Annotated in this window: 19 protein-coding genes and 3 pseudogenes; 7 read left to right on the top strand and 15 right to left on the bottom strand. The window is 68.0% G+C overall.

The genetic code is table 11. The features are described 5' to 3' along the window. Positions 1 to 9: 9 nt before the first annotated feature. Both RVF83_RS05520 and RVF83_RS05515 read right to left on the bottom strand, forming a co-directional pair. Complete coding sequence (locus tag RVF83_RS05520; protein WP_005195350.1) at positions 10 to 1233, bottom strand: MFS transporter; 1224 nt, start codon at positions 1231 to 1233, stop codon at positions 10 to 12. 4 nt (positions 1234 to 1237) lie between these two features. After that, positions 1238 to 2578, bottom strand: a complete 1341-nt coding sequence (locus RVF83_RS05515) for an NAD(P)-binding domain-containing protein (RefSeq protein ID WP_005195348.1) — start codon at positions 2576 to 2578, stop codon at positions 1238 to 1240. Positions 2579 to 2673: 95 nt separating this feature from the next. On the opposite strand from RVF83_RS05515, the gene RVF83_RS05510 reads away from it, so the two are divergent. The 5 genes from RVF83_RS05510 (at position 2674) to lspA (ending at position 7086) form a co-directional block, all read left to right on the top strand. Continuing rightward, positions 2674 to 3579: a GNAT family N-acetyltransferase gene (locus RVF83_RS05510; RefSeq protein WP_005195334.1), complete on the top strand. Its 906-nt coding sequence runs from the start codon at positions 2674 to 2676 to the stop codon at positions 3577 to 3579. A gap of 5 nt (positions 3580 to 3584) precedes the next feature. Beyond that, positions 3585 to 3902, top strand: coding sequence for a hypothetical protein (locus RVF83_RS05505; protein ID WP_005195331.1), 318 nt, complete (start codon positions 3585 to 3587; stop codon positions 3900 to 3902). A gap of 351 nt (positions 3903 to 4253) precedes the next feature. Then, positions 4254 to 4631: an ArsR/SmtB family transcription factor gene (locus RVF83_RS05500; RefSeq protein WP_005195330.1), complete on the top strand. Its 378-nt coding sequence runs from the start codon at positions 4254 to 4256 to the stop codon at positions 4629 to 4631. Then, positions 4628 to 6586 carry a heavy metal translocating P-type ATPase gene (locus RVF83_RS05495; RefSeq protein ID WP_005195329.1) on the top strand — a complete coding sequence of 653 codons (1959 nt, stop codon included), beginning with the start codon at positions 4628 to 4630 and terminating at the stop codon, positions 6584 to 6586. Before RVF83_RS05500 ends, RVF83_RS05495 begins: the two co-directional genes overlap by 4 nt. Continuing rightward, positions 6583 to 7086 (top strand): signal peptidase II, encoded by a 504-nt coding sequence (gene lspA, locus RVF83_RS05490; RefSeq protein WP_005195328.1) that lies wholly within the window; start codon positions 6583 to 6585, stop codon positions 7084 to 7086. Before RVF83_RS05495 ends, lspA begins: the two co-directional genes overlap by 4 nt. Before the next feature lie 97 nt (positions 7087 to 7183). Here the strand turns inward: lspA and RVF83_RS05485 are convergent, their stop codons facing one another. Genes RVF83_RS05485 through RVF83_RS05460 form a run of 6 tightly spaced genes read right to left on the bottom strand, consistent with a single transcriptional unit; the run spans position 7184 to position 11909 of the window. Beyond that, positions 7184 to 8245: an ArsO family NAD(P)H-dependent flavin-containing monooxygenase gene (locus RVF83_RS05485; RefSeq protein WP_005195327.1), complete on the bottom strand. Its 1062-nt coding sequence runs from the start codon at positions 8243 to 8245 to the stop codon at positions 7184 to 7186. A 2-nt stretch (positions 8246 to 8247) separates the two neighbouring features. After that, the gene (gene trxB / locus RVF83_RS05480) at positions 8248 to 9231 is read right to left on the bottom strand and encodes a thioredoxin-disulfide reductase (RefSeq protein WP_005195324.1); all 984 of its coding nucleotides are present in this window, start codon (positions 9229 to 9231) and stop codon (positions 8248 to 8250) included. Between the two features lie 52 nt (positions 9232 to 9283). Next, positions 9284 to 9715 carry an arsenate reductase ArsC gene (locus RVF83_RS05475; RefSeq protein ID WP_005195323.1) on the bottom strand — a complete coding sequence of 144 codons (432 nt, stop codon included), beginning with the start codon at positions 9713 to 9715 and terminating at the stop codon, positions 9284 to 9286. A gap of 27 nt (positions 9716 to 9742) precedes the next feature. Further along, on the bottom strand, positions 9743 to 10402 hold the full coding sequence (locus RVF83_RS05470; RefSeq protein ID WP_005195321.1) for an arsenate reductase ArsC: 660 nt from the start codon (positions 10400 to 10402) through the stop codon (positions 9743 to 9745). A 23-nt stretch (positions 10403 to 10425) separates the two neighbouring features. Beyond that, positions 10426 to 11511: an ACR3 family arsenite efflux transporter gene (gene arsB / locus RVF83_RS05465; RefSeq protein WP_005195320.1), complete on the bottom strand. Its 1086-nt coding sequence runs from the start codon at positions 11509 to 11511 to the stop codon at positions 10426 to 10428. Further along, complete coding sequence (locus tag RVF83_RS05460) at positions 11508 to 11909, bottom strand: ArsR/SmtB family transcription factor (protein WP_005195318.1); 402 nt, start codon at positions 11907 to 11909, stop codon at positions 11508 to 11510. Before RVF83_RS05460 ends, arsB begins: the two co-directional genes overlap by 4 nt. A gap of 78 nt (positions 11910 to 11987) precedes the next feature. Here RVF83_RS05460 and RVF83_RS05455 point away from each other — a divergent pair, with 78 nt between their 5' ends. Both RVF83_RS05455 and arsD read left to right on the top strand, forming a co-directional pair. Then, complete coding sequence (locus RVF83_RS05455; RefSeq protein WP_005195317.1) at positions 11988 to 12407, top strand: low molecular weight phosphatase family protein; 420 nt, start codon at positions 11988 to 11990, stop codon at positions 12405 to 12407. A 19-nt stretch (positions 12408 to 12426) separates the two neighbouring features. Beyond that, positions 12427 to 12808: pseudogene (arsD, locus tag RVF83_RS05450) on the top strand (arsenite efflux transporter metallochaperone ArsD); the annotation flags it as partial. A 323-nt stretch (positions 12809 to 13131) separates the two neighbouring features. Here the strand turns inward: arsD and RVF83_RS05440 are convergent. The 7 genes and pseudogenes from RVF83_RS05440 to RVF83_RS05415 all read right to left on the bottom strand — a co-directional run bounded on the left by RVF83_RS05440 (position 13132) and on the right by RVF83_RS05415 (position 20096). Next, on the bottom strand, positions 13132 to 15459 hold the full coding sequence (locus RVF83_RS05440) for a tyrosine-type recombinase/integrase (RefSeq protein WP_157226812.1): 2328 nt from the start codon (positions 15457 to 15459) through the stop codon (positions 13132 to 13134). 5 nt (positions 15460 to 15464) lie between these two features. Next, positions 15465 to 16286: a tyrosine-type recombinase/integrase gene (locus RVF83_RS05435; RefSeq protein WP_255220627.1), complete on the bottom strand. Its 822-nt coding sequence runs from the start codon at positions 16284 to 16286 to the stop codon at positions 15465 to 15467. 168 nt (positions 16287 to 16454) lie between these two features. Beyond that, a pseudogene (locus RVF83_RS23700) lies at positions 16455 to 16646 on the bottom strand (site-specific integrase); the annotation flags it as partial. Between the two features lie 138 nt (positions 16647 to 16784). Further along, a pseudogene (locus RVF83_RS05430) lies at positions 16785 to 17403 on the bottom strand (cation transporter); the annotation flags it as partial. Positions 17404 to 17465: 62 nt separating this feature from the next. Next, complete coding sequence (locus tag RVF83_RS05425) at positions 17466 to 18425, bottom strand: hypothetical protein (RefSeq protein WP_005195302.1); 960 nt, start codon at positions 18423 to 18425, stop codon at positions 17466 to 17468. A gap of 92 nt (positions 18426 to 18517) precedes the next feature. Continuing rightward, on the bottom strand, positions 18518 to 18724 hold the full coding sequence (locus RVF83_RS05420) for a heavy-metal-associated domain-containing protein (protein WP_005195294.1): 207 nt from the start codon (positions 18722 to 18724) through the stop codon (positions 18518 to 18520). A gap of 103 nt (positions 18725 to 18827) precedes the next feature. After that, a complete protein-coding gene (locus RVF83_RS05415; RefSeq protein WP_005195292.1) occupies positions 18828 to 20096 on the bottom strand; it encodes an MFS transporter in 1269 nt (422 codons plus the stop codon). Positions 20097 to 20099: the final 3 nt, after the last annotated feature.

The raw sequence follows: 20099 nt of genomic DNA, 5'->3' as shown, positions 1-20099 counted from the left end.
TCCTTCGAATCAGGGAGTGGCGTCGACGGTGCGGCGGGGGACGCTGGCGGCCGCGACGAGGGCTGCGAGGAGTGCGATGGCACCGAGGACGAGGTAGGCGTGGGCGTAGCTGCCGGTCCAATTCGACAGGGCGGTGCCGGCCCACGGGGCGAGTGCCATCACGATGACGATGGGGGCGGACATCAGGCCGTTGAGGCGGCCGTAGTGGACGGCGCCCCACCGGTCGGTGATGGCGGTGGCTTGGACGAGGGTGAACAGTCCACGGATCAGTCCGGCGCCGATCGCGACGGTGATCAGGGTCACGACCGTGGTCACGACACCCAGTAGTGCGGTGCTGACGGCGGTCGCGACGAGAACACCTATGGCACGGCTGCGAGCCGAGGTACGGGCCGCGAGGGGCAGGTAGCCGATGCGGCCGAGGAGCTGTCCCGCCCCACTCAGGCCGAGGGTCAAAGCCGCCAGAGACGGGGAGAAGCCTTGTTCGATGAGCAGCGGCACGAGGTTGAACACGCCAGCGAAGGCGGCGAACGCGCCGAGGCTCAAGGCGGCGACGAGGGCGAGGAACGCGGGGCTGCGGGAGGCGTCGCGGTGATCGGCCGCGTCTCCGTGCGCCGGTGCCGGTGGGTGCGGCCAGCGCCCGCGCAGCCCCCACAGGTGGGCGGGGATGGTGATGACGGCGAGGATCGCCGCGAGGATGAGATAGGTGGCGCGCCAGTCGGTTCGCTCGACCAGCGTCGCGGCGAGCGGGGCGAAGACGGTGCTCGCCAGGCCCGCGGCGAGGGTGAGGATCATCAGCGCCTTGACGTAGCTGTCGCCGTACCAGCGGGTCAGCGCCGCGAACGCGGGCGGGTAGAGAACGCCGCCCATCGCGATGCCGGCGAGGATCCAGCCGGCGTAGAACGTCGGCAGGTTGTGTGCGGTCGCGATGAGGAGCAGTGCGGGCACGGCGAGTACGGAGCCGGCGGTCATGATGGCGCGCGGGCCGATGCGGTCGATGATGCGGCCGACGGGGATGCCGGTGAATGCGGCGGCGAGCTGGCCGATCGAGAACGCGGCCATGATCGTCTGTAGGGACCAGCCGGTGTCGTCCGCGATGGACACCGACAGCACGGGGAAGGCGTAGTAGAGGATGCCCCAGCTGGTGATCTCCGTCAGGCACAGGATCGCCAAGACCCGCCGCAGACCAGCCGCGGGAAGGGTGTCGGTCTGCGGCGGGGCCTTGGTGTCCGTCATCGGGCTATCGTGACCCGCCGGGTGCGGTCAGGGTCACCAACTCTGGCTGCGGCGCGCCGCAGCAGCCGCCTTCCGAGGCGTCGGCGTCGGGCTCGTCGAATACCCCTGCGCCGCCGCAGACCCCGGTTTCGGGGAGGATCAGCTCGACGCGGGCGGCGGCCTCGTGGTCACCGGCGATCGCGGCGGCGATGCTGCGGACCTGCTCGTACCCGGTCATGGCCAGGAACGTCGGTGCGCGGCCGTAGCTCTTCATTCCGGCCAGGTAGAAGCCGGGTTCGGGGTGGCTGAGTTCCTCGGCGCCGTGCGGGTAGACGGTGCCGCAGGAGTGCACGTTCGGGTCGATCAGCGGGGCCAGCTCGATCGGGGCCTGCAGGACCGGATCGAGGCCGAGGCGGATCTCCGACAGCCAGGACAGCTCGGGCCGGAAACCGGTGAGCACCACGACACGGTCGACACCGTCGACCCGCTGACCGTTGTCGGAGGTCAGGGCAACCCGGTCCTGATCGGCGGGTTCGACTGCGGCGGTGCGGAACCCGGTGACGACGTTCAGCAGGCCGTCGTCGACGGCCTTCTTCGCCTTCAGGCCCAGGGCGCCGCGGGCGGGCAGCTGGTCGGATTCGCCGCCACCGAATGTGGAGGCGACGTCGCCGCGGCGCAGGATCCAGGTGATCCGGGTGCCGGGTGCTTCCTTCTCGAGCGCGGCGAGGGCAACGATGGCGTTCAGTGCCGAGTGGCCGCCGCCGGCGATCGCGGTGTGCTTGCCCGCGTACTGCGCGCGCACTTCCCGGTCGTCGAGGTCCGGGACGCGGTAGGAGATGACGTCGGCCGCGGCCTTCTCGCCGAGCGCGGGTAGTCCTTCGCCGCCGAGCGGGTTCGGGGTGCCCCAGGTGCCGGAGGCGTCGATGACCGCCTGCGCAAGCACACGTTCCTCGGTGCCGTCGGCGCGGCGGATGTGCACGGACAGCGGTTCGGTGTCGCGGCCGGAGTCGACGACGAGGTCGCGGCCGCGGCGGGCGACGCCGATGACCTCGGTGCCGAACTGCACGGCGTCACCGAGTGCGGCGGCGAGCGGGACGAGGTAGTCGCGGACCCACTCCTGCCCGGTCAGATACGCCTCATCGTCGGGGGCATTCCAGCCGGTCTGGTCGAGCAGGCGGCGGGCGGCGGGGTCGATGACCTCGGCCCAGCGGGAGAACAGTCGCACGTGGTTCCACTCGGCCACGGCAGCTCCTGCGCGGGGGCCCCGCTCGAAGACCAGCGGGGTGAGCTGGCGTTCGCGCAGTTCGGCGGAGGCGGCCAGACCGATGGGTCCGGCACCGATCACGACGACGGGCAAGTCGTTCATCATTCGACCTTTCATCGATGTTCTTCGATCAATGCCCACAGTATCGATGGCCATCGATGAATGTAACCATCGATGCCGATCGATATACTGAGTTCATGGTTACGTCCACTGAGTCCGCCGAGTGCCGTGTCCCGCCGAGTGCAGGTGCCGGGCATCCGTCGGCCGGTTTGGCGGCCGAGGACGCGGCCACCTACGCCGGTTGGTTCGCCTGCCTGGCCGAACCGACCCGTGTCCGGCTTCTCCACGAGGTCGCCAGCACCCCGGCCGGCGTCAGCATCGGGGAGCTGGCCACACGGCTGGGCATCGGCCAGCCGACCATCTCGCACCACGTCCGCAAGCTCGCCGACGTCGGCTTCGTGACCGTCCACAAGGACGGCACCAGCTCCGTCGTGGTGGTCAACCCGGCGTGCTGCACCGGCCTGCCGAGCGCGGCCGACGCAGTCATGGGCCTGCTCACCCAGCGCCCGTGCTGCCCGGACGATCTCCCCGGCGACGTGACCGTTCGACCGATGACCGACGAGGACTGGCCCGCCGTGCGCCGCATCTACAGCGACGCCATCGCCACCGGTCTCACCACCTTCGCCACCGAGGTGCCGCCTCGGAAGACGCTGGACACCCAGTGGCTCCCGGATCACCGGTGGGTCGCCGAGATCGACGGCACCGTCGTCGGCTGGGCCGCCCTAACCCCCGCGTCGCCCCACGAGCACTTCCGCGGGGTCGCAGAAAGCGCGGTCTGTGTCGCCGAAGGCTGGCGCGGCCGCGGCGTCGGCAAGGCCCTGCTCCGAACGCAGGTGATCGCCGCCGACCAGGCCGGCCTGTGGACGCTACAGACCTCGGTCTTCCCGGAGAACCGGGCCGCGATCGCGCTGCACCACTCCGCCGGGTTCCGCACCGTCGGGGTCCGCGAACGCATCGCCCAACTCGGCGGCGAGTGGCGCGACACCGTCCTGCTCGAACGACGATCCGAGACCGAGGCCGCCACCAGCTGCGCGGCGTTCTGACCGTCGTGGACATCGAGCTGCTCTACTTCGACGGCTGCCCCAACTGGCAGATCGCCCGGGACCAGATCGCCGAGGCCCTCGCCGCGACCGGGAACGCCGGAACGCCGATCGTGCTCCGGGCGATCGACACCCAGGACGAGGCAGAACGCGAAGCGTTTCCGGGATCGCCCACCATCCGCATCGACCGGGTCGACGCGTTCGGGCCGACCACCGGGGTGGGACTGACCTGCAGGGTCTACCACACCGCCAACGGCCCCGCCGGAGCACCGACAGTTCCCGACCTCGTCGAGGCGCTCCGCCAGGCGGAGCTGCGGCGACACTGACGTCAGACACTCAGTCCGCGTATGCGGACCGTGCGTTCGAGCATCGTCGAAATGTCGAATTGGCGGAAACCGACCCGATCAGTGACCTCGCGAGTGAGGGCAAAGATGCCCGCTCGTTCCGCCCACAGCGCAGCACTGCACCGAAGGCGACACGAGCGGGTTCACGGCCGAAGCAACATGCGACCTAGCAGCAGCCCGTCATCGGCGTGCACGCGCACATCTCACATGTTCCGTTCGCCATCATTACCTGACAGGTCCACCAGGCCTGCAGATTCGTCAGCCAGTTCTCCATGTCCTCACCTGATCTCCAACCCCCATCTAACATCGTAGTTCATCGGTTATCATCGCCGTATGACGATTGATCGTGCGGATGGTTGCCTGACAGCCGGGAGTACCGGCTCGACCCTCGATGCGGCGGTGGCGTTGTTCCACAGCCTGTCGGACGGGACCCGGTTGGCGATCGTGCGCCGCCTCGCTGCGGGTGAGGCTCGGGTGGCGGATCTGGTCGGCGAGTTGGGGTTGGCGCAGTCGACGGTGTCGGCGCATGTGGCGTGTCTGCGAGACTGCGGGCTGGTGACCGGCCGCCCGCAGGGGCGGCAGGTGTTCTATGCGCTGGCCCGGCCGGAGTTGATGGATCTTCTCGCCTCGGCGGAGACGCTGCTGGCGGCGACCGGGAACGCGGTCGCGTTGTGCCCGAACTACGGCACCGATGCCGAGGAGAAGTCATGAGCGACGCGTGCGGCTGCGGCCACGACGAACCCCGCCCCGAAGGCGAGGAAGAACACGAGCCCGAAAAGCTCTGGCACATCACCGAGATCCGCGCCGCCGCCGCGGCCGGCGTGCTGCTGGTCGCGGCGCTGATCGTTCGCGTGACCGGCGGAGCCGATGCGCTCGCTGTGGGGTTCGAGGCGGCCGCGCTGATCGTGGCGGGTTACACGTTCGTCCCGTCCACGCTCAAGAGGCTGGCCAAGGGCAAGATCGGCGTCGGCACGCTGATGACGATTGCCGCCGTCGGAGCGGTGCTGCTCGGCGAGGTCGGCGAGGCCGCCATGCTCGCGTTCCTGTTCGCGATCAGCGAGGGGCTCGAGGAGTACGCGGTCACCCGCACCCGCCGCGGCCTGCGGGCCCTGTTGTCCCTGGTCCCGGACACCGCCACGGTGCTCCGCGGCGGCCGCGAGGAGACCGTCCCGCCGGCCGAGCTCGCTCTCGGCGAGATCATGATCGTCAAGCCCGGGGAGCGGATCGCGACCGACGGCGTCATCCGCACCGGACGCACCGCCCTGGACACCTCCGCGATCACCGGCGAATCGGTGCCCGTCGAGGCCGGTCCCGGCGACGAGGTGTTCGCCGGGTCGATCAACGGCACCGGAGTCCTCGAGGTCGAGGTCACCGCTGGCGCGCAAGACAACTCGCTGGCCAAGATCGTGCGGATCGTCGAGGCCGAGCAGTCCCGCAAGGGCGAAGCGCAACGCCTGGCCGACAAGATAGCCAAGCCGCTTGTCCCGGCCGTGATGGTCGCGGCCGCGGTCATCGCCGCAGTCGGCAGCCTCGCCGGTGATCCGCGGGTGTGGATCGAACGCGCCCTCGTCGTGCTCGTCGCCGCCTCACCGTGCGCGCTGGCGATTGCCATCCCCGTGACGGTCGTCGCCGCGATCGGCGCCGCGTCCAAGCTCGGCGTCCTGGTCAAGGGCGGTGCCGCCCTCGAAGCACTCGGCCGCATCCGCACCGTCGCGCTGGACAAGACCGGCACTCTCACCCGCAACCAGCCCGTCGTGATCGACGTCGCCGCCGCTAACGGCGCCACCCGCGGCGACGTCCTCGCGGTGGCCGCGGCGTTGGAGGCCCGCAGCGAACACCCGCTGGCCCGAGCGATTCTCGCCGCCGTCGGCCACTACGTGCCCGCCGACGATGTCGATGCCGTGACCGGCGCGGGCCTGACCGGCCGCATCGACGGCGCACCGGTTCGGCTCGGTCGACCCGGCTGGATCGACCCCGGCCCCCTCACCGCCGACATCGAACGGATGCAGCGTGCCGGCGCCACCGCGGTCCTGATCGAGCGCGCCGGAACCGTGATTGGGGCGGTCGCCGTCCGCGATGAACTCCGCCCCGAGGCACACGAGGTGATCGCCGGCCTGCGCCGCGACGGCTACCAGGTCGCGATGCTCACCGGCGACAACGACCGCACCGCCCGCGCCCTGGCCGCCGACGTCGGCATCGACGAAGTGCACGCCGACCTGCGCCCCGAGGACAAGGCCCGCATCGTCGGAACCCTCCGCGCTGCGCGACCGACCGCGATGGTCGGCGACGGAGTAAATGACGCCCCCGCCCTCGCCACCGCAGACCTCGGTATCGCGATGGGCGCAATAGGAACCGACGTGGCGATCGAGACTGCCGACGTCGCTCTGATGGGCGAGGACCTGCGCCACCTACCTCAGGCGCTGCACCACGCGCGCCGGTCTCGGACGATCATGCTGCAGAACGTCGGCCTGTCCCTGGCGATCATCACCGTCTTGATGCCGCTGGCCCTGTTCGGTGTCCTCGGCCTGGCCGCGGTCGTCCTCGTCCACGAAGTCGCCGAGATCGTCGTCATCGCCAACGGCGTCCGCGCCGGACGCGCCCGAACCCTCACCGCAGCGACACCCTCGGCGATCACGCGCGAACCGATCGCCGGGACTCGGTCATGACCTACGCCGAGCCCACCACCTCGACCTCAGCCAGGTGGCGCCGCGGCCGCCGCACCCTCGTCGCGGTCGCCGTCGCCTTAGCTGCGATCGCGCTGGTCGTCGATCCGATTGCACGCGACACTCTTTCCTGGGGTCGGACCGTCGATCTCGGCCTGCTGCAACTGCGCCTGACCTACAACACCGGGGTCGCTTTCAGTCTCGGCGACCAACTCCCCACCGCCGTCGTTCTTGCCGCCACCGCGGCCATCACCGCCACGATCAGTGTGTTCGCGTGGCGTACCGCACCGGACAGTCACCCGATCCAGACCGTCGGGCTCGCCGCGATCGTCGCCGGCGCCGCCGCCAACGTCATCGACCGTCTTCTCGACGGCAAGGTCACCGACTACTTCCACACCGGATGGTTCGCCACCTTCAATATCGCCGACACCTACATCACCTGCGGCGTCGTCCTCGTCATCGGCGCATTGCTCCTCGAATCCAACGAGGACCACTCACCATGACCCGCATACCCGAGCACCTTGCGCAACGCCCACACCGCGGAAGCGTCCGGGTGAACGTGGGCGCGCTCGTCGCCGGTCCCTTATCGGACGAGTGTGGTCAGTCGTCGAGGTCGAGTTGGGCGACTGCAGCTTTGGCAGTGCGTCCGACGCCGAGGATGGTCGCCGAGCCGGGGCCGGTCCAGTCCCCGTAGCCGAGCAGGTGCAGGCGGGGCTCCTTGAGCGCCTTCGTGCCCGAGACGGCGATCGTGCCGTCGTGCTCGCGCAACCGCAGCGGACGCAGGTGGGCCAGCGCGGGCCGAAAGCCGGTGGCCCACACAATGACATCGGCGTGCTGAACCGTGTTTCCCCAGGCGACGCCGTCTCGGGTGAGACGGTCGAACATCGGTAGCGCCTGCAGGACACCACGATCGCGGGCCTCACGCACCTCGGGCACCATGACGATGTCGCCGAGGGAAGCCGGTCCGCCGGGATCGGGTTTCCCGGCGGCGATCGCCGCGGCGCGCTCGGATGCGACCTGGAACAGCACCCGCCCGTCGACGTCGTCGGCGAGGAAGCGGGGTGGCCGGGTCGTCACCCACGTGGTGGTGGCCACGGTGGAGATTTCGGCGACGAGCTGGGCGGCGGAGTTGCCGCCACCGACGATCACCACCCGGGCGCCAGCGAAGTCCGACGGTTGCCGGTAGTCGACCGTGTGGAGTTGGCGGCCGGTGAACTCCCGCGCACCCGGGTACAGCGGCCAGAACGGTTGCTGCCAGGTGCCGGTCGCGCTGATCACCCGCCGGGCCCGCCAGATCCGTTGGTTCGTGGTGACGGCGAGGTGCTGCCCGTCGCGGTCCACACCGGTGACCCGGACGGGCCGCTTGATCGGCAGGTCGTAGCGCTCCTCGTAGGCGGTGAAGTAGTCGACCACGTGCGAGGCGGGCGGGAAACCGTCCGGCCACGGCGGCATCGGCCATCCCGGCAGGGCCGCGAACTCCGCCGGGGAGAACAGCCGCAGCGACGGCCACGTGTGTGGCCATGCCCCGCCGGGTACCGGTTGGTCGTCGAGGATCACGAACCGGTGCCCGGCTCGCCGCAGGTAGTAGCCCGCGGCGAGCCCGGCCTGTCCGCCACCGATCACGACCACATCCATGTCGGTCACCGATCGCTGCTGCATCATGCTCAGACGGTGACGGGCTCGCCCGCGGCGGCGAGGGTGTTCTCGGTGATCTCCCCCTGGTCGGCCAGCCAGCGCTCGGCGTCGATCGCGGCGGCACAGCCGGTGCCGGCCGCGGTGATGGCCTGACGGTAGGTGTGGTCGACCAGGTCGCCGGCCGCGAAGACACCCTCGGTGGAGGTGGCGGTGGTCGGCGACTGCACCTGGACGTAGCCGGCGGCGTCGACGTCGACCTGGCCCTTGACGAGCTCGCTGCGCGGGTCGTGGCCGATGGCGACGAACATGCCGGTGACGTCGAGCGTGGACCGCTCGCCGGTGACCGTGTCGCGGACCACCAGGCCGGTGACGCTGTTCTCACCCAGCACCTCGACCGGCTCGGCGTTGGTGACGAAGCGGATCTTCTCGTTCGCCTTGGCGCGCTCGAGCATGATCCGGGACGCGCGGAACTCCTCGCGGCGGTGCACGAGGGTGACGCTGCGGGCGAACTTGGTCAGGAAGGTGGCCTCCTCCATCGCGGAGTCGCCGCCGCCGACCACGACGATGTCCTGGTCGCGGAAGAAGAAGCCGTCGCAGGTGGCGCAGGCGCTGACGCCGCGGCCGAGGAGCTTCTCCTCCCCCGGGATACCGAGGTAGCGGGCAGCGGCACCCATCGCGAGAATGACGGCGCGGGCGTAGTACGTCTCACCGTTCGCGACGACCTTCTTGACCGGGCCGTCCAGCTCGATCTCCTCGACGTCCTCGGTGCGGATGTCCGCGCCGAAACGCTTGGCCTGCTCGCGCATCTCGTCCATGAGATCCGGGCCCATGATGCCCTCGCGGAAGCCGGGGAAGTTCTCCACCTCGGTGGTGGTCATCAGCGAGCCGCCGAACTGGGTGCCCTCGAAGAGCAGGGGCTCGAGCTCCGCGCGGGCGGCGTAGACGCCGGCCGTGTATCCGGCGGGTCCGGAGCCGACGATGATCAGGTCGTGGATGGTCGCGTCAGTACTCAATGAGGAGCCTTCCGTGCGGCCCCCGCAGGGGCGAAGAGGTGGACGTTGTCGGTCAGGAACGGGCGGGCTCGGCGGTCAGTTCTGCGATCAGCGCCTCGACCTTCGCCTTGATCTCGTCACGAATCGGGCGGACCGCGTCGACACCCTGACCGGCCGGATCCTCGAGAACCCAGTCGCGGTAGGACTTTCCGGGGAAGACCGGGCACGTGTCGCCGCAGCCCATCGTGATCACCACGTCGGAGGCCTGTACCGCGTCCACGGTGAGGATCTTCGGGGACTGCGTCGAGATGTCGATGCCGACCTCGGCCATCGCCAGGGTCGCGGCGGGGTTGACCTGGTCGGCCGGGGCGCTGCCCGCGGAGCGGACCTCGATCCGGTCACCGGCCAGCGCGGTGAGGAATCCGGCGGCCATCTGGGAGCGGCCGGCGTTGTGCACGCAGACGAACAGGACCGACGGAGTGGCGTTCGGGGAATCGGTGGTCATCGAGAACCTTTCGGGAAGATGGAGGGGTCAGGCCTGGGTGGTGGTGGTGAGTTCGGTGAGCAGGCCGCGGACACGAATATCGATCTCGTCGCGGATCGCGCGCACCATGTGCGGCGATTGCCCTTCCGGGTCGGGTACCGACCAGTCGAGATACCGTGTGCCCGGATGGACCGGGCAGGCGTCGCCGCAGCCCAGGGTGACCACCACGTCGGCGACGGCGACGACCTCGTCGGTCAGCGGCTTGGGATACGCGGCGGCCAGGTCGATTCCGGTTTCGGCCATCACCGCGAGGACGGCGGGATCGATCCCGCCGGTCGGGGCCGAGCCCGCCGAATGGACGTGGACACGGCCGCCGCTGTGGTGGTCGAGCAGCGCCGCCGCCATCTGCGAGCGGCCGGTGTTGTGGGCGCAGACGAACAGCACCTCGGGCGCCGTCTTCACCACGGAACCGTCGGTGTGGGCGCGGGCGGTGAGGCGTTCGGCGGCCAGCCTGGGCGCGAGCGCCGTCAGATGGGTGTGCACCGTGGCGGTCTCGCGGAGCGCGGCGTACGACTCGAACACCGTCCGCTCCACCGTTTCCGGGGAGAAGACCCCGACGTATCTGCCGGCGAGATGCTCGGCGGCCCGCCGCAGGACCGCCTCGGGGACGAGTAGTTCGGACTGATGGCGGTCGACATGCTGGGACATGTTCGTCTCCTGGCCTTCTCGGGTCACGAAGCGATGGGTGCGGGAGAGTCCGTGCGGTTGAAGCGTTTGCGTAGCGCGAGGGAGACGTAGACCAGGCCGACGAGGACGGGGACCTCGATCAGCGGTCCGACGACCCCGGCGAGGGCCTGGCCGGAGGTGACGCCGTAGGTGGCGATGGCGACCGCGATGGCGAGCTCGAAGTTGTTGCCCGCGGCGGTGAACGCGAGGGTGGTGGTGCGCTCGTAGCCCAGTCCCATTGCGGCGCCGAGTGCGTAGCCGCCGCCCCACATGATCGCGAAGTACGCGAGCAGCGGGATCGCGATCCGGACGACATCGAGTGGCTGCGAGGTGATCTGGTCGCCCTGTAGCGCGAAGAGGATCACGATGGTGAACAGCAGGCCGTAGAGCGCCCAGGGGCCGATCTTCGGCAGGAACCGCTCCTCGTACCACTCGCGGCCCTTGGCCTTCTCCCCGAAGTGGCGGGTGAGGAACCCGGCGAGCAGCGGGATGCCGAGGAAGATCAGTACGGACTTGGCGATCTGCCACGGTGAGGTGTCGATGGTGGTCTGTTCGAGGCCCAGCCAGCCGGGCAGCACCGAGAGGTAGAACCAGCCGAGGACGGCGAACATGATTACCTGGAAGACGGAGTTGATCGCGACCAGGACGGCGGCCGCTTCGCGGTCGCCGCAGGCGAGGTCGTTCCAGATGATGACCATCGCGATGCAGCGCGCGAGGCCGACGATGATCAGACCGGTCCGGTATTCGGGCAGGTCGGGCAGGAAGATCCAGGCGAGCGCGAACATCAGCGCCGGGCCGAGGACCCAGTTCAGCAGCAGGGAGCCGAGGAGGAGTTTGCGGTCGCCGGTGACGGTGTCGAGGCGGTCGTAGCGCACCTTCGCGAGGACCGGGTACATCATGATCAGCAGACCGAGCGCGATCGGCAGGGAGATGCCGTCGAGTTCGACGGCCCCGAGTGCGTCACCGAGGCCGGGGATCATCCGGCCCAGGAGCAGGCCGGCGACCATCGCCACACCGATCCACACCGGCAGGAACCGGTCCAGGGTCGAGAGCTTGCCGACAACAGCGGGATGGGTGGTCGTCTCGGTCACCGGGCCACCTCCACGACCGCAGCTGCGGGCACGCAGGCCGAGCCTTCGACGACACCGACCTCGGACGCCAGCACCGCCGACAACTGCGCGAGCGCGGACGGGATCACCCGGTAGTAGACCCAGGTGCCGCGGCGCTCACAGTCGAGCAGACCGGCCTCGCGCAACACCTTGAGGTGATGCGAGATCGTCGGCTGCGACAGCTCGAACGCCGGGGAGATGTCGCACACACAGCTCTCGCCGTTCTCGTGGCTGGCGATCAGACTCAGCATCCGCAGACGCACCGGATCCCCGAGCGCCTTGAACATCCGGGCCAGGTCAGAGGCCCAATCTGAGGTCAACGGCTCCCGCGTGATGGGCGAGCAGCAGGCCTCGACCCCACTCGACGATTGATTCGACATACGTCTATATTGACTCTTATCGATTCAACTCGTCAACCGAACGGCCGGTGAACACGGCCACCCCGGAAGGATCCGAGCGTGAACAAACCTTCGGTGCTGTTCGTCTGCGTGAAGAACGGCGGCAAGTCCCAGATGGCGGCCGGGCTGATGCGCAAGGCCGCCGGCGACGCGGTCGAGGTGCACTCGGCCGGCACCAAGCCTGGCGCCGCGGTCAACGCCCTGTCCGCGCAGTCGCTTCTCGAGGTCGGCGTGGACATCACCGCCGAGACCCCGAAGGCGATCGACCCGCAGCTGCTGCGGGCAGTCGACGTGGTGGTCACCCTCGGCCGCGAGGCCCACGTCGATCCCGTCCCGGGGACCCGGTTCGAGAACTGGGACACCGACGAGCCGTCCGAACGCGGCATCGACGGCATCGACCGCATGCGCCTGGTCCGCGACGACATCGCCGCCCGCGTCGACCGGCTCGCCGCCCAGCTCACCGCCCCCACCCACCCCTGAGAACTGAGAGGCCCCCCTGATGACCCGTATCGAGGTTTTCGAGCCCGCACTGTGCTGCAACACCGGAGTGTGCGGCGACGACGTCGACCAGGCCCTGGTCACCTTCACCGCCGACATGGACTGGATCAACACCCCAGGGCGGCGACATCGCCCGCTTCAACCTCGCCAATGAGCCCCTCGCCTTCGCCGAGCGGGAACCGGTCAAGGCGTTCCTGCAGCTCTCCGGCTCAGAGGGCCTGCCCCTCGTCCTCGTCGACGGCGTCACCGCCGTCACCGGCCGCTACCCCGACCGCGCCCAGCTCGCCAAGTGGGCCGGCATCGCCCCCGAACCGGTGGCCGCGCCCGCCGCGATCCAGATGCTCGGCCTCACCGACACCACCGACGCCGGATCCACCCGTGGGCCTGGGTGGTCAACAACTCGATCGCTGCAGCTCACCCGACATCACCGCTGCTCCGACGGCGTGCCGGGACAGAAGTCGTCGAGATCAGCTCCATCACCAGCACACACAACCGGAGTGCGATCGTGCCGATGCTGGCCACTGAACCTGTAGGGATCAACGCACTGAATGCACTGACCCGCCCGTCCGAGACGACCCAGTCGAACCTCCCGCCGACCTAGAATCTCCCGCACCACTGGAACTTGGTCTGGTCATCCAATTCCCGACGTTCTTTTGAACTTCGGCGTGCCGCTGGTTCACTGAACGACCGTCTCGCCCTGAGCGGATCAGCGAGCCGACGGGATACCCAAGTCGGCCAGGCCTGTTCGGCCGTACGGGCCCGATCGGTCGAGGACCGTGAGCTTGCGGATCGCCGCGTCTCGGCTGGTCTCGAGCCCTTGGATTTCGCCGAGCCACCCGTTTGTTCGCGCTTCAGCGATCCTCTCGCGCAGGTTCGCGATGATCGCGACCAATCGTGGTCGCGCCCGGGGGTCGACACGGAGCATCGGGCAACGGATACAGGCGTGTTCATGGTTGCAGGGGGATCCGTAGGGGCGACCGCAGGTGCCGAGTTCAAGCTGTCGGGTCGCGAAGTGCTGCTCGAACTCAGCCCACTCTGTATCGGTGGGTTCCCGGTACTCGACGGCGGGGCGCATCGCTCGACGGTGGTCGAGGTAACGGCGGTAGGACCCGATCAGCTCATCCTGGAAAACCGCGACGTACCCCTGCGTGGTGGTGATGTTGGCGTGTCCGAGGAGCTTGGCGGCGATGTGGACCGGGAGTCCGCCCGTAACCGCGTCCGTGGCGAACAATCGCCGGAAGTCGTGCGGTGTGAAGTGCAACGGCTCGCCGGCCGCGTCACGAAGGCCGATGCGCTCGATCGCCTCTTCGAGAAGGCGTCGCAGGGTTCCGTACCCGATCACTGAACGTCGGTGCCCGTTGCGGCACTGGAAGAGGTGCGGAAGCGCTGGACCTGTCGTCCGCTCATGCTTGTCGTATCTGGCGACCAGCGGGATCACTCCATCGTTCTCACCGCGTAGTCGAGTGATAATCGAGGCGAGGACGCTGGCGAGTTCGGGGCTGACGAGCAGCAGGCGCTCCTCGTTGCTCTTCGAGGGAAGAATCTGCAGAAGTGGCACCGTCTCGCCCGTATCCGGCGGCCTGTAGGTGACGAGTGCGAGGTGAGTGAGTTCGCCGAGCTCTTCCACTCGTATTCCGGTGTGGCGCAGTGTCTCGATAACAGCCCAGGTCCAGAAGGCGTCGTCTTCCTCCTTGACGACGTCGATGCGCCGGCCCGCTGGATCGATGACGTGAACGAACGTCGTGTTGCCGTTGACGCGTCGCTTGTCGCTGGGGTCGACCCTGCGGTATTTCGTTGCGCGGTACTCGAACTCTTCGCCGGGTTGGGCCCTCCGCGCATGGTCGAGAAGCGCCGCCCGGTCTTCGCGATGGTCGTTTGCGCTGTCCACGAGACGGTCGAGATGTGGAAGCCGAGTGCGGACGCGTTGGTGCATCCGGGCTTGTCGGGTGCGCTTGGCCTTCTCGATTCCCTTTGTGTCCATACGGTGCACGGGAGACGGAGCCGCCCACGGAGCCCAATAGGGATCCGCGAGGGCCCACTCCTGGATGTCGAGGTAGAACGCGCGCACAACCATCAGCACGTCCAGGTAATTCAGCCGCGGTCTGGTGGACCCATCTCGATTCGTGACGGTACGCAAGCGCAGCTTCCAATCTCGCGCGGCATTGTCGCTGAGGTGCAGGGAGTCGACACCCGGATGGTGGGCTTCGATATCAGCCCAGAAGGAGCCGAGTAGGCGGGCTGTTGAGTCGAAGGAGGTGTAGTCCAGCGCTGGCTTCCTCTCGTTGAGATAGCGAACGAGGAGATCCCGGATAGCCGAGTTCTGGATGGCGAATCGGTCGATGATCTGTTCGGCGCTGCGCTGGCCGACTCTCAGACACGTCAGCAGGTCGTTGTCGGGAATGGGGGCAATCCCGCGGACGAGATCCCAGGCCGCGTGGACGCCGTTCGGGTTGGACCCGTTGGAGTGCCGGTTGTCTGCAAGATAGTCGGTGAAGTCATGTAGCTGCAGTTGGTTGAGGTCTCGGCCGGTTGCCAGGACCATCTTGCTCAACACCAACCGCGCTTCGCGGAACTGGTACGCCGTCAGTTTGGCGCGCGGTGCGTTGGCGGCGATGCGTTCCCAGAGATCGGGGCGGAGCCTCTCTCGAACCGTCTCGTACAGGCTTCGTGCCCTGTATGCGCGCAGGAACGCGTAGTCGACGATCACCACTCGATGGATGAGGAGCGCCGGCACTGTGTCGATCACGTTCCTGCGGGCGACTCCGCGCGCCGAGAGATGCTCGGTCATGGTGGTGATCCAGCTCGGGTAGTCGTTCCCCGATGCGGCTGACCACCGCTCTTGCCAGCCGGTTCCGGGGAATGTGGAGAGCCACTCGAGGATGCCGCGCAGCGCGATCGCGGCCCGCTCGCCGCGTACCGGGTGATTCCGCCAGCGAAGGTCTGCCTCCACGGCGGCAAGCACCTCATCGATCGAGTGGCCGTCGTGGTGTCCGTGAACGCGCTCGGGGCGGACGGTCACTGAGGGAGTTGCCACTGTCGTCAGCACAGATCCTCACCGCCAAACAGAACAGACATGTCATGGTCCCGGTATCCCAGCGACTTCCCCGCGAGGGGGTGTGGTGGTGAAGGCCTGCTCAGGTGCTCGAGTACACGCGACGCCACCTGGACATCTGATTCGTGCAGGTACACCTGGACGGTCGTGGCGATTTGTCGGTGGCCGAGGATTGTCTGAACGTCACGGAGCGAGAGCTTCGAGTCGTCGGCCATACGTCGTGCGGCAGTGTGCCGCAGATCGTGCATGCTCCAGTTGGTTCCGAGCGCGACGTTGGTGCGACGGAAGACGCCTCGGAGCGTTTCGTAGTTCATCGGTTGGCGGGACGCACCAGCCCGACGATTGCGGACGCGAAGGGTCCACCACAGTGGGGCGTTCGGTTGCACATCATCGATCTCGGACAGATACAGGCGGAGCCACAGCAGCGCCTCCGCGCTCACAGGTAGCCATTGTTCGTCCCGTGAACCTTTACGAGTCACCCGCACCAACTGCTCGCCCCAGTCGACGTCGGCCATCCGCATCCCGAGGATCTCCCCAGCTCGGGCACCATTGCTGACCGCCATCGACAGCAGTGCCCTGTCGCGATTGGAGGTGAGCGCACCGAAGAGCCGAACCCATTCCGGATCGGGAAGGACCCTCGGACGACGTTTCGGTATGGGCGGGTTGTAGCGAAGCCGGCCGTCGGTTCGGAATGATTCGAGGGGGTTGTGGTGCGCATGGGCGCGCCGGCTCGCGTTGCGCAACTGGACTGGGTTTACCAGGGGCCCAGTCCCTTCGATGATGGCCCATTCGTAGAAGGTGCGCAGCACCGCATTGCTGTGGCGGATGGTCCGCGGCTTGTAGCGGTCGTCGAGGTACTGCTTGCGTGTGACGGCGTTGATCGTGCCCGCGGTCGAGACGGACACGGTCCGCCGACCACTTTCCGGCTTGATGGCATCAGACAACCAGAGAACGAACTCGCGCAGGTCTTCTTGTGTGGCACGGTTCCACGGCCGGTCGATCACACGCAACCAGCGCCACCATCGCAGCAGGTCATACGCATAGCTCCGAACCGTCCCGGCGCGGTGACCACGAGTGACCAACTCCTTCAGAAACTCGCCGACCGGCTCGATCTCACGATCGTCCGGTCCAACCAGAGACCAGAACGGAACCCCATCTACTGGGTTCACACGACCCCAGGCCGGAAGCCTCGTCGGCACACCCTTCGCGTCTTCACGGTTCACGGACACTCCCTTCAACAGTGCCCTCGACAATGACCACGCTGACCGCCCCCGCCTCGATCGTCCTCGGCGTGTCCGAACTTAGTCCGGTCAACATCCCGTGGGTCGTGCCTGGTTGTCCGGCGGTGCCGAAGAACAACGCATACAACGACCACAACAGCGCCGCGGTGGTGCCGACCGAGATGAGGGTGTCCATGGTGGCCGCACCGTGGCGCAGGTTGAGCAACGCGGCGCGATGAAACGGCCATGCCGCCCACACGATCACTGGCGCGGCCAACGTCAACGACGCCCACTGCCAGTAGGTGAACTGCAACGCCGGGACCATTGCCAGCGCGATCACCGGTACCGAGAGAACCACCGCACCGATCAGTCGGTGACGCAAGGCCACGAGCTCCCCGTCGTCGTCCGAAGGGTCATCGTCGGGGGCGGCACCTTTGGTGGGAGTGGCGGGCAGCGCAGCGTGGTATCCGGCCTGTTCGATGGTCTCGATCAGCAGGTGTGGGTCGACACCGGCGGGTGCGCTGACGTGAGCTTTTTCGGTGGCGTAGTTCACCGAGGCGCTCACTCCGTCGAGTTTGTTCAGTGTGCGTTCGATGCGTGCCGCGCACGATGCACACGTCATGCCCGACACGGCGAGTTCGATATCGACGGCGCCTGTCTGCTCGGCGGTGGCCGCAGGTGGGTGGATCGGAGCTGAGGTGGTCATGGGGGGGTTCCTCGTTGGGTGAATGCCTCGGCGCAGTGCCCCGGGTGGCGCTGGTCAGCGAGTTAGTGTCCGGCGTGCGGATCGGCCGAGGGGGCCGTGGAGTCAGGTGTCGGGGCCGGGGCGCCGGTGGGGACGTCGAGAACGAAGGTGGCGGTATGCACAGCGCCCTGGACCTGGAAGTCGAGGTAGAGCAGATAGCGGCCCGGGGTGGGGGCGGTGGTGGCGAAGCGGACCTGTGGTCCCGCGAGTTGACCGGCAGTCGGTGCCGCGCCCTCAGGGTGAACATGCAGGTAGGCCAGGTCACCCTGTCGCAGGGCCACCAAGTGACCGAAAGCGCCCAGATACGGCTGCAGGGTGGTGACCGGTTGTCCTGCTCGGCGCACGGTGACGGTCAGTTCGGACTCGACGCCCGCGCGCAGATGACCGGCCAGCCCGATGTCGAACCCGTCGACGGATGACTGTCGTGATTCGGCGGCGGGTGGGGCCGGCTGGTAGTCACCGCTGACTTCGACGGTGCTGGTGAGGGTGAGGGGTTGGCCGGTGGCGGCGGGCACGAAGTCGGCGTAGATCCGGTAGCTGCCTCCCGTCGCCCACTGCCAGGGCAGCGTCCAGCGCCCTTCGGGCGAGAGAGTGGGGTGCACGTGTCGGAAGTGGGTGCCATCCGCGCGGACGACGATCAGGTGCAGCTGCTTGTCGTGCTCGGCGGCGAAGTCGGTGACCGCGGCCCCGGCGGCGTCGAGGATCTCAAAGCTCAGCGGTGCCTGCACCCCGGACGCATGGGGTGCCACCACATTCCCCAGGATGAAGCCGGCTGCTGCCATCGAAACTCCGCGAACCTGATCGGCCCCCGGAGACGAGGCGGATGTTCGCGACTGTGGTGCAGCATTGTGATCGGCATGGGCGGACTCAGCCGGGGAGGTCGACGCCCTGTCGGGAGCGACACCAGCGGCGATGGCGTACGCCGCAGCGAAAACTATCAGCAGGGCCGCGGCGAAGACGCCGAGCTTGGTTGGAACATTCATCGCTGGATTCCTGTCATCGGTGGTGGCGACACCCACGCCGCCCGGGAGAGGCTGAAGTCGCCAGTGGGGCAGACACTTCAGCCCCTCGTCGGCTACTGCGCCAGGTGGTAGCCGGCCTCTTCGATCGCGCCGCGGATCGCGTCGGCCTCGATCGGGGCCGAGCTAGAGATGGTGACTCGCCCGCTGGCCACGTCGACGTCGACGTCAGTTACGCCGGCCAGTGCGCCGACTTCTTCACGCACCGACGCCGCGCAGTGCCCACACGTCATTCCGGAGACGATCACTGTCGATGTGCTCATGAGATGTGCCCTTTCGGTACAGCAGTGGTGCCAACGACCCTCAGGGGGTCTGTCGCTGTGGCGTCTCGCCACACCACCGTTATACCTTACCCCCCTAGGGTAATCAATGGGTTGTGGTGGGCTGAGCTTCGGTGGGGGCGGCGACACTGAGCCATCCGCGGCGGTGCAACAGCAACAGGGCAGACGCCGCCGCCATGCCGGTGAGGACTAGAGCGATCCACACCAGTTCGGGCATGTCGCGGGTGGTGGCCGCGCTGAACAGCCACCCGGTCGCGGCGTTGCCGAGCAGAATCCCGATCCCGACGATGGTGTTGTAGAGCCCGTAGTGGGTGGCGACAAGCGTGCCGCGGGCCAGTCCCACCACCGTGTCCATTTCGAATGGGAACACTGCTGCGGTGGCGGCGGCGAGCAGAGCTGCGGTGAGTAGCAGGGCGGCGATGTTGAGGGCGATGTTGCGCTGATGCGTTGCGGTGCTGGCGACTAGGGGCAGGAAAGCTGCAGCCATCAGCGTCATTCCCACGCTCAGGCTGCCGGTGCTGCCCCAGCGGTTGCCGAACCATGTGGTGATGCGTAGCTGGCCGGCGATGGCCACCAGACCGGTCACCACGAACATTGCGGTGACAACACTGGTGGCGAGGGTGGGGTTGTCTGCTATGCGGTCGGCATGTAGGGGCAGGGCGAGGTAGACCTGGAAGGACAGCACGTAAGAGCTGGCCATCGCCGCAGCGAAGAGCAGGAATCGCCGGTTACGGACGACGCTGCGCCAGTCCTGAATGATTGAGGTGCTGCTCGGGGCAGGTGTTGTTGCGGGTAGCGCTTTGATCTGCACGAGGGTCAGGACCGCGAAAACTGCTGCCGCACAGAGAGAGGTGAGCCGGAAGTCCAGGGCGGTCAGGGCTAGTCCGACCAGCGGCCCGAGCAGGATCCCGGCCTGGTAGAACACGTTGAACACGGCGAATGCTTCGATGCGGCGCTCACCGGCGTCGGCGGCCAGGTAGGCCCGTACGGCGGGGTTGAACAGCGCCCCGGCGAATCCCGTTGCCGCCGAGGCGATCAGGATCGCCGGCAGCGAACTGACCAGGGCCAGTAGGACGAATCCGATGACCCTCATCAGGCATCCGGCGATGATGAGCGGTTTGTAACCCCAGCGGTCAGCGAGTGTTCCCCCGATCAGGAACATGCCCTGTTGGGAGAAGTTGCGTATCCCCAGGACCAGGCCCACTGCCCATGCGGCCAGGGCCAGCGGGCCGGCGAGGTAGGCGGCGAGGTAGGGCATGAGCATGTAGAAGCCGAGATTGATGGTGAACTGATTGACCATCAGCACTTGGCTGGGGCGATCGAAGCTGCGGAAACTGCGGTAGAGGCGTCGCATAGA

Origin of the sequence: Gordonia rubripertincta, from assembly GCF_038024875.1 — a bacterium.
GTDB lineage: Bacteria > Actinomycetota > Actinomycetes > Mycobacteriales > Mycobacteriaceae > Gordonia > Gordonia rubripertincta.
Note: the sequence above shows the minus strand (reverse complement) of the source record. Positions and strands in the feature narration are given on the sequence as shown.